The 13,365-nt window shown below is 40.9% G+C and carries 18 protein-coding genes; 7 read left to right on the top strand and 11 right to left on the bottom strand.

Features of this window, described 5'->3' with window-relative positions:
* Nucleotides 1-46 precede the first annotated feature (46 nt).
* The 11 genes from npr to AACQ49_RS03730 all read right to left on the bottom strand — a co-directional run bounded on the left by npr (nucleotide 47) and on the right by AACQ49_RS03730 (nucleotide 8,124).
* On the bottom strand, nucleotides 47-319 hold the full coding sequence (gene npr / locus AACQ49_RS03680) for a PTS phosphocarrier protein NPr (protein WP_088206841.1): 273 nt from the start codon (nucleotides 317-319) through the stop codon (nucleotides 47-49).
* Nucleotides 316-1,170, bottom strand: coding sequence for an RNase adapter RapZ (gene rapZ / locus AACQ49_RS03685; protein WP_004245308.1), 855 nt, complete (start codon nucleotides 1,168-1,170; stop codon nucleotides 316-318). Before rapZ ends, npr begins: the two co-directional genes overlap by 4 nt.
* A gap of 84 nt (nucleotides 1,171-1,254) precedes the next feature.
* Nucleotides 1,255-1,722: a PTS IIA-like nitrogen regulatory protein PtsN gene (gene ptsN, locus AACQ49_RS03690; RefSeq protein ID WP_004245307.1), complete on the bottom strand. Its 468-nt coding sequence runs from the start codon at nucleotides 1,720-1,722 to the stop codon at nucleotides 1,255-1,257.
* A gap of 155 nt (nucleotides 1,723-1,877) precedes the next feature.
* Nucleotides 1,878-2,165 carry a ribosome hibernation promoting factor gene (gene hpf / locus AACQ49_RS03695; protein ID WP_004248916.1) on the bottom strand — a complete coding sequence of 96 codons (288 nt, stop codon included), beginning with the start codon at nucleotides 2,163-2,165 and terminating at the stop codon, nucleotides 1,878-1,880.
* A gap of 23 nt (nucleotides 2,166-2,188) precedes the next feature.
* Nucleotides 2,189-3,664, bottom strand: coding sequence for an RNA polymerase factor sigma-54 (rpoN, locus tag AACQ49_RS03700; protein WP_161778888.1), 1,476 nt, complete (start codon nucleotides 3,662-3,664; stop codon nucleotides 2,189-2,191).
* Nucleotides 3,665-3,723: 59 nt separating this feature from the next.
* On the bottom strand, nucleotides 3,724-4,449 hold the full coding sequence (gene lptB / locus AACQ49_RS03705) for an LPS export ABC transporter ATP-binding protein (protein WP_004245304.1): 726 nt from the start codon (nucleotides 4,447-4,449) through the stop codon (nucleotides 3,724-3,726).
* A 6-nt stretch (nucleotides 4,450-4,455) separates the two neighbouring features.
* Nucleotides 4,456-4,989, bottom strand: a complete 534-nt coding sequence (gene lptA, locus AACQ49_RS03710) for a lipopolysaccharide ABC transporter substrate-binding protein LptA (RefSeq protein ID WP_004245303.1) — start codon at nucleotides 4,987-4,989, stop codon at nucleotides 4,456-4,458.
* The gene (lptC, locus tag AACQ49_RS03715; RefSeq protein WP_004245302.1) at nucleotides 4,970-5,548 is read right to left on the bottom strand and encodes an LPS export ABC transporter periplasmic protein LptC; all 579 of its coding nucleotides are present in this window, start codon (nucleotides 5,546-5,548) and stop codon (nucleotides 4,970-4,972) included. Before lptC ends, lptA begins: the two co-directional genes overlap by 20 nt.
* A 17-nt stretch (nucleotides 5,549-5,565) precedes the next feature.
* A complete protein-coding gene (gene kdsC, locus AACQ49_RS03720; protein ID WP_004245301.1) occupies nucleotides 5,566-6,123 on the bottom strand; it encodes a 3-deoxy-manno-octulosonate-8-phosphatase KdsC in 558 nt (185 codons plus the stop codon).
* A 27-nt stretch (nucleotides 6,124-6,150) separates the two neighbouring features.
* Nucleotides 6,151-7,125, bottom strand: a complete 975-nt coding sequence (gene kdsD / locus AACQ49_RS03725; RefSeq protein WP_017628220.1) for an arabinose-5-phosphate isomerase KdsD — start codon at nucleotides 7,123-7,125, stop codon at nucleotides 6,151-6,153.
* Nucleotides 7,126-7,143: 18 nt separating this feature from the next.
* A complete protein-coding gene (locus tag AACQ49_RS03730) occupies nucleotides 7,144-8,124 on the bottom strand; it encodes a calcium/sodium antiporter (protein WP_026090454.1) in 981 nt (326 codons plus the stop codon).
* 243 nt (nucleotides 8,125-8,367) lie between these two features.
* On the opposite strand from AACQ49_RS03730, the gene mlaF reads away from it, so the two are divergent.
* The 7 genes from mlaF to murA all read left to right on the top strand — a co-directional run bounded on the left by mlaF (nucleotide 8,368) and on the right by murA (nucleotide 13,209).
* A complete protein-coding gene (mlaF, locus tag AACQ49_RS03735) occupies nucleotides 8,368-9,180 on the top strand; it encodes a phospholipid ABC transporter ATP-binding protein MlaF (RefSeq protein WP_004245298.1) in 813 nt (270 codons plus the stop codon).
* Nucleotides 9,181-9,183: 3 nt separating this feature from the next.
* On the top strand, nucleotides 9,184-9,963 hold the full coding sequence (mlaE, locus tag AACQ49_RS03740) for a lipid asymmetry maintenance ABC transporter permease subunit MlaE (RefSeq protein WP_161778889.1): 780 nt from the start codon (nucleotides 9,184-9,186) through the stop codon (nucleotides 9,961-9,963).
* A gap of 3 nt (nucleotides 9,964-9,966) precedes the next feature.
* Nucleotides 9,967-10,503 (top strand): outer membrane lipid asymmetry maintenance protein MlaD, encoded by a 537-nt coding sequence (mlaD, locus tag AACQ49_RS03745; RefSeq protein WP_004252690.1) that lies wholly within the window; start codon nucleotides 9,967-9,969, stop codon nucleotides 10,501-10,503.
* A 75-nt stretch (nucleotides 10,504-10,578) separates the two neighbouring features.
* Nucleotides 10,579-11,208, top strand: coding sequence for a phospholipid-binding protein MlaC (gene mlaC, locus AACQ49_RS03750; RefSeq protein WP_004245295.1), 630 nt, complete (start codon nucleotides 10,579-10,581; stop codon nucleotides 11,206-11,208).
* 1 nt (nucleotide 11,209) lies between these two features.
* The gene (gene mlaB, locus AACQ49_RS03755) at nucleotides 11,210-11,503 is read left to right on the top strand and encodes a lipid asymmetry maintenance protein MlaB (RefSeq protein ID WP_012368836.1); all 294 of its coding nucleotides are present in this window, start codon (nucleotides 11,210-11,212) and stop codon (nucleotides 11,501-11,503) included.
* A gap of 140 nt (nucleotides 11,504-11,643) precedes the next feature.
* Nucleotides 11,644-11,898 carry a BolA family iron metabolism protein IbaG gene (ibaG, locus tag AACQ49_RS03760; RefSeq protein WP_004245293.1) on the top strand — a complete coding sequence of 85 codons (255 nt, stop codon included), beginning with the start codon at nucleotides 11,644-11,646 and terminating at the stop codon, nucleotides 11,896-11,898.
* Nucleotides 11,899-11,946: 48 nt separating this feature from the next.
* The gene (gene murA, locus AACQ49_RS03765) at nucleotides 11,947-13,209 is read left to right on the top strand and encodes a UDP-N-acetylglucosamine 1-carboxyvinyltransferase (RefSeq protein WP_004245292.1); all 1,263 of its coding nucleotides are present in this window, start codon (nucleotides 11,947-11,949) and stop codon (nucleotides 13,207-13,209) included.
* The last annotated feature ends 156 nt before the right edge of the window (nucleotides 13,210-13,365 follow it).

The raw sequence follows: 13,365 nt of genomic DNA on the forward strand, positions 1-13,365 counted from the left end.
CTGGGATTTTTGTTAAGAAATGCTAATCTATTGTTTTTAATTAGAATTAATCTTCATCAAACCCTGATTCAAATAATGCAATAATCGCATTAATCGCTTCTTTTTCATCACAGCCACTGGCTTCTATATCGATGTGACTGCCTTGTTCGGAATCTAACATCAACATCGCAATCACACTATCTGCTTGCGCCTCAACGCCTTCATGGTTACGTAACGTCACCGTTGATTGAAATGTATTGACCAAATCAAACAATTTCATGGCAGGCCTTGCATGCATGCCTAAACGGTTTTTTATCGCTACGCGTCGATATTGGGTCATTTGCGCTTTTCAAGTGTTCTGTGGCGTGATTGTACGTTTTTCCCTCTAGAGCGGAAATAGTCAGCCAGTTGTTCAGCCACGTAAACAGAACGATGTTTGCCGCCAGTACAACCAATAGCAACAGTTAGGTAACTACGATTATTCGTCTCTAACATCGGTAGCCAAAGTTCTAGATAACTTCTTGTTTGATAAATAAAGTTATGCACTTCAGTATGGCGATCGAGGAAGGCTGCGACTGGACGATCTAACCCCGTCATTGGGCGTAATTTGGGATCCCAGTGGGGATTAGGTAAAAATCGTACATCAAAGACATAATCAGCATCGATAGGAATACCATGTTTAAAACCGAAAGACTCAAATACCATGGTCAATTCGCGTTCACGTTTACCGAGTAAGCGTGTACGTAGCATTTCGGCTAATTCATGCACTGACATCTCTGAGGTATCAATAATCAGGTCAGCCCGTGATCGTAAAGGTTCGAGCAGATCACTCTCTGTATCAATCGCCATTTCTAGCGAGAGGTTTTTCGTTGAAAGAGGGTGTAAGCGTCGAGTATCACTATAACGGCGGATCAGCGTATTTCTATCAGCATCTAAAAATAACAGTTGTGGAGAATATTCCGCGGGTAAACTTTCCAGCGCCTTTTCGAAAATCTCCGGTGATTCTGGCATATTACGTACGTCAATACTGACTGCGGCAGCGGCAGCATCACGCTCAGCCAGTGTTTTCGCAAGCTCCGGTAACAGATCGACAGGTAAGTTATCAACGCAATAAAATCCCATGTCCTCAAGCGCACGCAAAGCGACTGACTTACCTGAACCAGAGCGTCCGCTGACTATCATCAGCACCATGAGGTAGCTCCCCTTAATTTCCCAGTGATGAATATCATTCCACTGTATGCTATTCGCGTCCTGATAAACCCAAACCCATTAGGTTTATTCTGTGATAATCTGATAAAGCTCTTCATCACTTTGTGCGGAGCGTAGTCGGCGACATAAATTTTTGTCAGCCAACTGTTTTGCAATCAAAGACAGTGTGTGTAAATGTTCCTTACATTGTGTTGCAGGAACGAGTAATGCAAACAACAAATCGACAGGTTGATTATCAATAGCGTCGAAGGCAATAGGCTCGCTTAGGTGAAGAAACACACCAACAACTTTTTCAGTTTCATCACTTTCAATACGCCCATGAGGGATAGCCAATCCACCCCCAATCCCTGTTGTACCGACTTTTTCACGCGTTAATAAAGCCTCAAAAATCAGTGTCTCTGGTAAATTCAGTGCTTGAGCTGCATTCTCACTGATAATTTCTAACGCGCGTTTTTTACTTGTGCAATGCACATTGTTATGTGTACATGCCAGAGTAAGTACGTCGCTAATATTCATCTTTGTATCGTTGTTCATTGTCTTATTCACTTAGACCAGCAAACCAGATGCCACAGAGTGACATCTGGTTTTTGTTAGCGGATTATTTAGGCGCTGTTTTTAATTGAACAAACGCGACATCAATAACACTCTAACATCGCCGATTGTATTCCCATTTTACAATGGGAAATGAATTAATGTTGTCTCAGTTTATCTTTGTGTTTGGTTAATTGACGAGCCAGTTTATCCATTAATCCATCAATTGCTGCGTACATATCTTCTGCTTCCGCAGAGGCATGTAATTCACCGCCATTTACTTGAATCGTCGCTTCCGCAATTTTAGTCACTTTTTCGACTTTGAGGATAACTTGGACGTTATTAATTTTGTCAAAGAACTGAGGTAATTTAGCGCTTTTTGCTTTGACGGTATCACGCAGAGCATCAGTTAATTCAATATTATGACCAGTGATTTGAAGTTCCATAGTGTCTTCCTTCTCAATTATGCTCAAACCAACTCTTTACGTTGATTTGAAGGCGGGATGGATAATGACTCTCTATATTTCGCAACAGTTCGTCGAGCAACCTGTATACCAAGCTCGGCGAGCATATTTGCCAGTTTACTATCACTTAGTGGTTTCGCTGGGTTTTCTGCTGCGATTAGTTTCTTCACTAAAGCCCGAATTGCTGTTGAAGAGGCTTCACCTCCGTTATCAGTATTTACGTGGCTTGAGAAAAAATACTTCAATTCGAAAATTCCCCGAGGACAATGCAAATATTTTTGCGTTGTAACGCGAGAAATGGTGGACTCGTGCATCTCAACCTGTTCTGCAATATCGGCCAAAACAAGGGGTTTCATATGCTCTTCACCGAATTCGAAAAACGCCTGCTGTGTGTCAACAATGCAATGAGCGACTTTTAATAATGTCTCATTACGGCTTTCTAAGCTTTTTATCAGCCATTTAGCCTCTTGTAAATTGTCACGAATAAATTTCCCATCGTTTTCGTTTTGAGCTGATTGCCCAAGCGCTGCATAAGTCTCATTTATGCGTAGGCGGGGAATGCTATCCGTATTTAACTCAACTTGCCAGTGTTCTCCTGATTTTTTTACCAGTACATCAGGAATAACATACTGTGATTCCTCTGTATCAATACTTAAACCCGGTTTTGGATCAAGAGATTGAATGGTCTCAATTACTACTTTTAATGTCTCTTCACGTAGCTTAGTGTGACGCATTAATTGGCGAAAATCACGATTACCTAATAACGCTAAATAGTGCTCAATAACAAGTTGAGTCTCTTTCAAATAAGGTGTATTAGTTGGAAATGTCGACAATTGAATTAACAGACACTCTTTTAAGTCTCTGGCAGCGACACCTACGGGATCAAAGCGTTGAATACGCTTTAATACCGCTTCAATCTCATCAAGCTCTAACTCATCATCACCCATTCCGGCAAGAATGTCATCTGTTGAAACTGTTAAATATCCTGTTTCATCGACAGCATCAATAATGCTTGTCGCGATAGCACGATCAGTATCAGTAAAAGGTGTTAGGTCAGCTTGCCAAGTAAGGTAATCTTGCAGTGAAGCCGTGGTTTCACCTTGATAGAGTGGTAATTCATCAGCCGCATAATCATTACTGGTGCCTGAAGGGGTGCCTGCGGTGTAAATTTCTTCCCATTGGGTATCGAGAGGAAGATCGTCAGGCATCTCCTTTTGCTCTAGTGCATCTAGGGTATCTAATACCTCATTATCACGCTCATTGTCTGGTGTACTATCATCACTCTCTTGTGTTGATGAGCTATCAGAATGCGTTACATCCGCTTGATCGTCTTCTTGTTCAAGCAATGGGTTAGATTCAAGGGCTTGTTGAATTTCTTGTTGTAATTCAAGCGTAGAAAGTTGCAACAAACGAATAGCCTGTTGGAGCTGTGGCGTCATGGCCAATTGCTGACTAAGACGAAGTTGCAGACTTTGTTTCATAGTGATGCGATGGATCCTCTTATGTTGTCATCCGTGACGAAATAAAAGTGTCACTCAGATCACAGGCGGAAGCCTTCACCTAAGTAAACACGTTTAACTTGCTCATTTGCCAAAATTTCTTCTGGTGAACCATGGGCAATAAGGTGTCCTTGACTGACGATATAAGCACGTTCACACACATCTAAGGTTTCGCGTACATTATGGTCGGTAATTAATACGCCCAAGCCATAATCGCGTAGATGTTGGATAATTTTCTTAATATCTAAAACGGAAATAGGGTCAACACCGGCAAAAGGCTCATCCAATAAAATAAATTTAGGATTTGCCGCTAGCGCCCGTGCTATCTCTACACGACGGCGTTCACCCCCTGATAAAGATTGCCCTAAACTATTACGTAAGTGACTGACATTAAACTCTTCAAGTAGCTCTTCTGCACGATCTTTTCGTTGTTCGGCCGTTAAATCATGGCGTATTTCTAAAATTCCCATGATATTGTCATAAACGCTTAAGCGTCTAAAAATAGAGGCTTCTTGTGGCAAATAACCAATACCCTTACGCGCACGCTCATGTAACGGGAGTAAGGTAATATCTTCATCGTCGATAGTAATGCTACCCGCATCACGGGCGACAATACCTACCACCATATAAAAGGTGGTGGTTTTTCCCGCACCGTTAGGACCAAGTAAGCCAACAATCTCACCGGAGTTAACATTGAGGCTCACATCACCGACAACGGTGCGCCCTTTGTATGCTTTTGCTAAATTTTCAGCTTTTAACAGCGCCATAAAGTGTTACTTACCTTTGTTGTTAACACCGGGACCTTTCTCTTGTAACTGAGAAGGGAGTAAAACGGTGGTGACTTGTTTTCCCTTACCGCTAAATGCTTCCATTTGTTGTGTCGGTACGAGATAAGTGATTTTATCACCGGTGATATTACTGTCTAATTGTTCAAGATAAGCCTTACCTGTTAAGGTCACCAGCTCTTTGTCCATCTCATAGGTCATTTTATCACCACGACCTTTGATTGGTTTACCATCATCTTGTAACTGATAGAATGTCACAGGGTTACCAAAAGCTTCAATCACGATTTTTTTAGAATCGCCACCAGGACGTGTAACCACTACTTTATCAGCTCTTATATCAATAGAGCCTTGTTTTACCACAACATTTTGTGTGAAAGTGGTAATGTTTTTTTCTAAATTAAGTGACTGTTTCTCGGAATTAACAACAATAGGTTGTTGTGTATCATCTTTAAGTGCCATAACTGGGACACTTATTGAGAATAACGTACTGATAATTAGTGTATTACGGATTTTTCGATTCATTAGGGATCTCATAATAGGTGTTCACCTGTTCAATCAGCTCTGCACGTTTTTCACGCAGATTGCCTCGCATTTTTAAGCCGACTGATTTCAGTCCGACGCCGATAATAGTCACTTCATCATCAGAGGAAACATCTTGTGTATCCAGATCTGCGATAGCATTTTCTGTGCTGATCCGCTGAAGTTGGGAGTCATCAGTTAAACTATCAATTTGAACGTCGCCATAAAGATAGAGCATTTTACTGTTTGTCAGTTTGGCTTTATTTGCACGCACTGTCCATGTTGCATCTCCTGTCGGCGAATAAGTCGTTAAGACAGGATTAGTAAACCATGTAAACTTTTGCTGAGCATAGTTTTTGACATCATCAGCAACTAGTTTATATCCCAGTATACCTGTTGGTTCATAAACAAAGGATATTGATGATTTAGATTGGTAGGTGGGTTGACCATCTTCAACAATCTTTCCATCATCAAGCTCAGTATTGTTAGTATAGTTCCAGCCAATTAGCCCAAGAGCAATAATGGCTAAAATCAGGGTAAACCAGGATTTTAATTTATTCATTCTGTGTCGTTATACGTTTAAATCGATAAACCTTTAGCTTCTTCAAGTCGACCTTGGGCTAATAGGATCAAATCACATAATTCTCGTACTGCACCGCGTCCACCTAAAATATGGGTAACATAGTCGGCACGAGGTGTGAGTAATGGATGGGCATCAGCAACGGCAACTGACAGTCCTACTTTTTCCATTACCGGTAAATCAATCAGATCATCGCCAATATAGGCTGTCTGTTCTGGTTTAAGGTTTAGTGTATCTAACAGTTGTTGATACGCCAAAAGCTTATTATGCTGTCCTTGGTAAAGATATGTAATGCCAAGTGTTTTGGCTCTATCTTCTAAAAGCTTAGATTGACGACCCGTAATGATAGCGACCTCAATACCCGATGTAAGTAAACAACGAATGCCATAGCCATCACGGACATTAAACGCTTTCAACTCTTCACCGTTATTGCCCATATAAATAAGTCCGTCAGACATCACACCATCAACATCGCAAATCAGCAATTGGACTTTTTCTGCTTTTTGCATTATTTGCTTACTTACTGCACCGTAGCAGGTCTCTATCATTGTATTCATCTTTATCCTTATGAACGCATAACAAGCTTAAACAACCCCAGCTTGCAATAAATCGTGCATATGTAAAACACCTAATAAAATATCACTATCTGGTTCAGTGACTAACAGTGAAGTGATATGTTTTGCTTGCATTAAATTAAGCGCTTCTACCGCTAAGCTATCTGGGGAAATGCGAATTCCGCCTTTCGTCATTACATCTGATATTTTGGCATTATTAAGATCAATACCTAAATCAAAGATACGACGCAAATCACCATCAGTAAAAATACCGTTAATCAACATATTATCATCACAGATAACGGTCATACCTAATTTTTTACGGGTGATCTCTACCAGTGCTTCGCGTAATGTCGCTTCTTTGCTGACGCGTGGAATATCATCATCTTTATTCATTAAATCACTGACATGAAGCAATAATTTACGCCCCAATGCACCACCGGGATGCGATAGTGCAAAGTCTTCCGCCGTAAAACCTCGAGCGCGCAATAAAGCGATAGCTAAGGCATCTCCCATCACCAGTGTTGCCGTAGTGCTGGTGGTAGGGGCTAAACCTAACGGACAAGCTTCTTTAGGGACTTTTATACAAAGATGAATATCAGCAGCTTTCCCCATTGTACTTTGAGGTGAGCGTGTCATACAAATTAAAAGGATCTGTTTACGCTTGAGGACAGGGATAAGGGCGAGAATTTCACTGGCTTCACCTGAATTTGAAATTGCCAGCACAATGTCTTTTTCTGTCACCATACCTAAATCGCCATGACTGGCTTCACCGGGGTGAACAAAAAAAGAAGGGGTGCCGGTACTGGCAAAGGTGGCGGCAATTTTATGCCCAATATGACCTGATTTTCCCATGCCCATAACAATCACTCTTCCCTGACAGTGAAAGATTTTTTCACAGGCAAGAGAAAAATCGTCATTGATATATTGTGCTAACTCAGCTAATCCTTCTTGTTCAATTTGAAGAACCTTTTTACCTGCTTGCTGAAAATCAAATCCGGTCATTTTTTTGTACCATTTATTTTAGGTTAAGAGAGAATGTGCAACGCACAACACCGTAATATAAACAATAAAACAAACTAATAAGAAAATCCCCTTTCCACGGTTTAGCCGCTGTTTGCGCCCCAATGAAAAGAGTGAGAAAAGTAGGCCCGCGACCACCAGCACAGTAAAACTAAAATAGAATGCTTGCATATTAAATGTGCTAGGAGAGAGTAATGCGGGCATGCCTAGCACAAAGGTGAGATTAAAAATATTAGCGCCAATAATATTGCCTAGAGCCAGTTCATTTTCACGTCTTAAGGCTGCCACAACGGTCGTTGCTAATTCAGGTAAACTGGTGCCAATAGATAGCAAGGTTAGTCCAACTAAAAAACTGCTGAGATGATACTGTTGCATGATGATAAAAACATTATCAATGATCATTCTTGTTGCAACAGGGATTATCAGTAATGCAATTACCACCCAAAATAGGGCAACAGAATTACGTGGATTAGTTTGTAATTCAAAACGTGAAAGTGTCTCTAGCGGTAACACATGGCGCACTTGTGTTAGGGTTTTATGGAGCATTTTTATCATTAGAAAAAGAGAGGCGAAGCCGATGAAAAAAAGTAAACAGCCTTCTCTCAACCCTAGATGACCATTAGAAACCACCAGTCCTGCTAATAAGATGACTATAATCATCAAAGGAAGTTCTTTTTTTAGTACCGCAGATTGGATATTCATGGGATAAATCATTGCTCCAATCCCAGCAATCAGTAGCAGATTCGTTAATGAAGATCCTATTGCTGTACCTATCGCTATCTCGGGTAAATTGTGGATGGCCGCGTCGGTTGCAACAAAAAGCTCTGGCAATGAAGTGCCCATTCCCACAATAACAATACCGATAACGGCAGGAGGGAGCTTTAATGATTGAGCAAACACACTTGCACCATACACCAGTCGGTCTGATGCATAGACTAATAACATCAACCCAACAATGAGAAGAGACAAAGTAATCAACATGCCATCAGTTTTCCAACAATGAGTGAAAAATAAAGAAAAAACCAATAAGACAGGGCTGATAAAAAACATTATTGTCAAAAGGTTTTGCTAATTCACCATATTTTGACTAGCCAAGCACGAAAAGTAAAATCAACCGTGCAATAAATTGCTAAATAGTGGTGATTTCTTTGTAACATTGACAATGACCTGCCAAAATAGCGTATAAATTTTGTTTATGCAGACAGGCTTAAGGACGTTTTATTCATGAACGCACAACCAGACAATTTAATTGAAGTGCGCAATATGAACTTTACTCGCGGTAGCAGAAAGATTTTTTCGCAAATCAATCTGGATGTGCCTAGAGGAAAAGTGACTGCAATAATGGGGCCTTCAGGGATAGGTAAAACCACCTTATTACGCTTGATGGGGGGACAAATTCTGCCTGATAGTGGTGATATTTGGTTTGATGGTGACAATATTCCTAAGTTATCACGCTCTGCTTTATATCAGTCAAGAAAAAAAATGAGTATGCTTTTTCAATCAGGCGCCCTTTTTACTGATATGAATGTATTTGAAAATGTCGCCTTCCCATTAAGAGAGCATACTAATTTACCCGAGGCGTTAATTCACACTACCGTGATGATGAAGTTAGAAGCGGTAGGGTTAAGAGGGGCTGCTAATTTAATGCCATCTGAATTATCGGGGGGAATGGCGCGCAGAGCCGCTTTAGCAAGAGCGATAGCCCTTGATCCAGATTTAATCATGTTTGACGAGCCATTCGTTGGACAAGATCCCATTACCATGGGGGTATTAGTAAAACTGATTGATGAATTAAACCATGCATTAGGGGTCACTTGTGTGGTGGTGTCTCATGATGTCCCTGAAGTACTGAGTATTGCCGATTATGCATATATTATTGCAGAACAGAAAATCATTGCTCAGGGAAGTGCAAAAGAGCTACAGGAAAATCCAGACAGACAAGTAAGACAGTTTTTAGATGGTATTGCTGATGGACCTGTACCTTTCCGTTTTCCTGCGGGGAACTATCAGGATGATCTATTAGGACGAGGTAATTAGTACGTGGTTAATTTACTAGCGCGGTTAGGCGCGCGATCACTGTCGATTTTTGCGACTTTTGGTAGAGCCGGCATCATGCTATTTCGAGCATTGATCGGTAAGCCTGAGTTTCGTAAGCAGTGGCCATTATTAATGAAGCAACTGTACAGTGTTGGTGTTCAGTCGCTACTGATCATTATGGTTTCTGGACTTTTTATTGGCATGGTTCTTGGTTTACAGGGCTATCTAGTACTGACGACATTTAGTGCGGAAGCGAGCCTAGGTATGATGGTGGCGTTTTCTTTGTTACGAGAGTTAGGCCCTGTGGTGACAGCACTATTATTTGCTGGACGCGCAGGCTCAGCACTGACCGCAGAAATAGGTTTAATGAAAGCAACAGAGCAGATATCCAGTTTAGAAATGATGGCTGTCGACCCTCTTAGACGAGTGGTTGCGCCACGTTTTTGGGCTGGGTTTATTAGTATGCCATTACTTTCACTGATCTTTGTTGCGGTGGGGATCTGGGGTGGTGCTATTGTCGGCGTGGATTGGAAAGGCATTGATGAAGGCTTTTTCTGGGCATCAATGCAAGGTGCGGTTGAATGGCAAAAAGACTTAGTGAATTGTTTTATTAAGAGTGTCGTGTTTGCCATTACCGTGACTTGGATAGCGCTGTTTAACGGATATGACGCAATCCCAACATCGGAAGGGATTAGCAGAGCAACAACGCGTACCGTTGTTCATTCATCGTTAGCCGTATTAGGTTTAGATTTTGTGCTAACTGCACTGATGTTTGGGAATTAAGTCATGCAAAGTAAAAAAATTGAAGTTTGGGTTGGTTTATTTGTTGTTATTGCACTGATAGCGGTTGTCTTTTTAAGCTTAAAAGTGGCTGATATTAAAGAGGTGGGTAATCAACCTACTTATCGTGTCTACGCAAGTTTTGGTAATATTGGTGGTTTAAAAGAGCGTTCACCGGTTAAAATCGGTGGGGTGGTTATTGGTCGCGTTGCCTCTATTACCTTAAAAGAAGAGATGGAAGGTAACTATCGTCCTGAAGTTGCTCTCGATATTTTAAACATTTATGACCATATTCCTGACAGCAGTTCTCTTTCTATTCGCACATCAGGTTTATTAGGTGAACAATTTTTGGCCTTAAATCTCGGCTTTTATGATGAAGATTTAGGTTCTGATTTTCTAAAGGATGGTGGCAGAATTACCAATACCCATTCAGCCATGGTGCTTGAAGATTTGATTGGTCAGTTCCTTTATAAAACCGGTGACGGAGATGGAAAAACAACCTCTGACTCAAAAACGCAAACTGAACAACCAGCATTACCTTAATGATCATTCGCTTACGGTGTGGCTTATTTAATACATCGTATTTACTGAAATATAATCCCAAGAGGAAGCGAGAGTATGTTTAAACGCTTATTAATGGTCGCATTATTGGTGATAACACCTTTTGCGATGGCGGTCGATAAAACCAATCCTTATGCTTTGATGGAAGATGCCGCGCAAAAAACCTTTGATAAATTAAAAACCGAGCAACCAGAAATCCGTAAAAATCCAGAACTGTTACGTGAGATTGTTCAACAAGAGTTGTTACCTTATGTACATATCAAATATGCCGGAGCATTAGTGTTAGGGCCTTATTATCGTAATGCAACGCCGGCTCAGCGTGATGCTTACTTTGCCGCTTTTAAAGATTATCTTGCACAAGTGTATGGCCAAGCATTAGCAATGTATGAAGGGCAAGAATATCGCATTGAACCTGCCAAACCTTTTGCGGATAAATCAAACCTGACTATTCGTGTCACTATTATTGATAAAAATGGTCGACCACCAGTACGCCTTGATTTTCAATGGCGCAAGAACAGTAAAACGGGTGAATGGCAAGCCTATGATATGATTGCCGAAGGCGTTAGCATGATCACCACCAAACAAAATGAGTGGTCTGATATTTTAAGTGCGAAAGGGGTTGATGGTTTAACTAAGCAATTAGAAATTAGTGCCAAAACACCGATTACATTAGATGAGAAAAAATAGTATGTCAGCTTCGTTAAATTGGCAAAAAGAGGGTGAAATACTCTCTTTCCAAGGAACGCTAGATAGAGAAACGTTATTGCCAGTTTGGCAACAACGTAAAGCGTTATTAGCTGATATTAATATCATCGATATTTCTCAACTTGATCATATTGACTCAACCGGATTAGCACTTTTTGTCCATCTAAAGGCCGAAATGGAAGCACTTGAGCGTCAATGTGTTATTCAAGGTGTTAGTGAGCGCTTTCAAACGCTAATCACACTCTATGATCTTGATGAAATTATGAATATTGCTTAATGCTTTTCCCGATAAAGCAATAAAAAAATCCCCCTTATTGATACTTTTATCATTAAGGGGGTTTTTCATGGTTTAAGAGTAGGCCGGATTCTATTAGGATAGGCAACTGATTATTATTTTAACGTTGAGATTGAGCAATTATGGATACAAATGAAATCAAACAAGTATTAATGGATACCCTATCTTTAGATGAAGTCATTGTTAATGGTGATGGCAGTCATTTTCAGGTTGTGGTTGTTGGCGCGATGTTTGAAGGAATGAGCAGAGTGAAACAACAACAAACCATTTATGCCCCTTTGATGGAATATATCGCAGATAATCGTATTCACGCTTTATCTATTAAAGCCTACACACCTGAAGAGTGGAAAAGGGATCGTAAACTCAGCGGGCTTTAATTCAGTAGGTATACAGCGTACAGCAAAATAAAAAAGAGAGTTCTACAGATGGATAAATTTAGAGTACAAGGGCCTACCTGCTTATCCGGTGAGGTCACTATTTCAGGCGCAAAAAATGCTGCACTACCAATTCTGTTCGCTGCTATCCTTGCCGAAGAGCCAGTAGAATTAACCAATGTTCCTAAGCTAAAAGATATTGATACCACCATTAAGTTACTTAATCGTTTAGGTACTAAAGTCGAACGCAACGGCTCTGTTTTTGTTGATGCTCGTCATATCAACGAATTTTGTGCTCCCTATGAATTAGTTAAAACGATGCGTGCCTCTATTTGGGCATTAGGGCCATTAGTTGCACGTTTCGGACGTGGTCAGGTTTCTTTGCCGGGTGGTTGTGCGATTGGTGCGCGCCCAGTTGATCTGCATATTACAGGTTTAGAGCAGCTTGGTGCGGAAATTACGCTGGATGAAGGTTATGTGAAAGCGCGTGTTGATGGTCGCTTAAAAGGGGCACATATTGTAATGGATAAAGTGAGCGTAGGTGCCACTATTACCATTATGACTGCCGCTGTTTTAGCAGAAGGTAAAACCATTATTGAAAACGCGGCGAGAGAGCCAGAAATTGAAGATACCGCGAATTTTCTTAATACCTTAGGCGCAAAAATCAGTGGTGCAGGCACCGATAGCATTACTATTGAAGGGGTTGAACGCCTTGGTGGTGGAACCTATCAAATTTTACCAGACCGTATTGAAACAGGAACATTCTTAGTCGCGGCGGCGGTTTCTCGTGGTCGTGTTGTTTGTCGCAATGCTAAACCAGATACGCTTGATGCGGTATTAGCTAAATTACGTGAAGCGGGTGCTGATATTGAAACGGGCGAAGACTGGATAAGCCTTGATATGCATGGTAAACGTCCTAAAGCGGTCACTCTGCGTACGGCACCACATCCTGGTTTTCCAACCGATATGCAAGCTCAGTTTAGTCTTTTAAATCTTGTGGCTGATGGAGCAGGAATGATCACTGAAACGATTTTTGAAAATCGTTTTATGCATATTCCTGAACTTATCCGTATGGGGGCTCATGCTGAAATCGAAAGCAATACTGTACTTTGTCATGGTGTTGATAAGCTTTCAGGCGCTCAAGTGATGGCTACCGATTTACGTGCTTCTGCCAGCTTAGTATTAGCCGGTTGCATTGCGGAAGGTACGACGATTGTTGATCGTATCTATCATATCGACCGTGGCTATGAAAATATTGAAGCCAAATTACAGGGTTTAGGGGCTAAAATCGAACGTCTACATTCTAATGACTAATTAAGTTTAGTTACCCTGTTATCGTGATTAAAAACCATAGCACTTTATTGGTGCTATGGTTTTTTTGTATTTCTTCTGTTTAATAATGCAACAGAATAAGATAATTCATAAGGTAATTCTTTGATAGCAAGATACAGTAAAGAAAGTCAGCCTGTG

It is taken from the genome of Proteus sp. G2675 (assembly GCF_963886535.1).
In the GTDB taxonomy this organism is placed as follows: Bacteria; Pseudomonadota; Gammaproteobacteria; order Enterobacterales; family Enterobacteriaceae; genus Proteus; species Proteus mirabilis.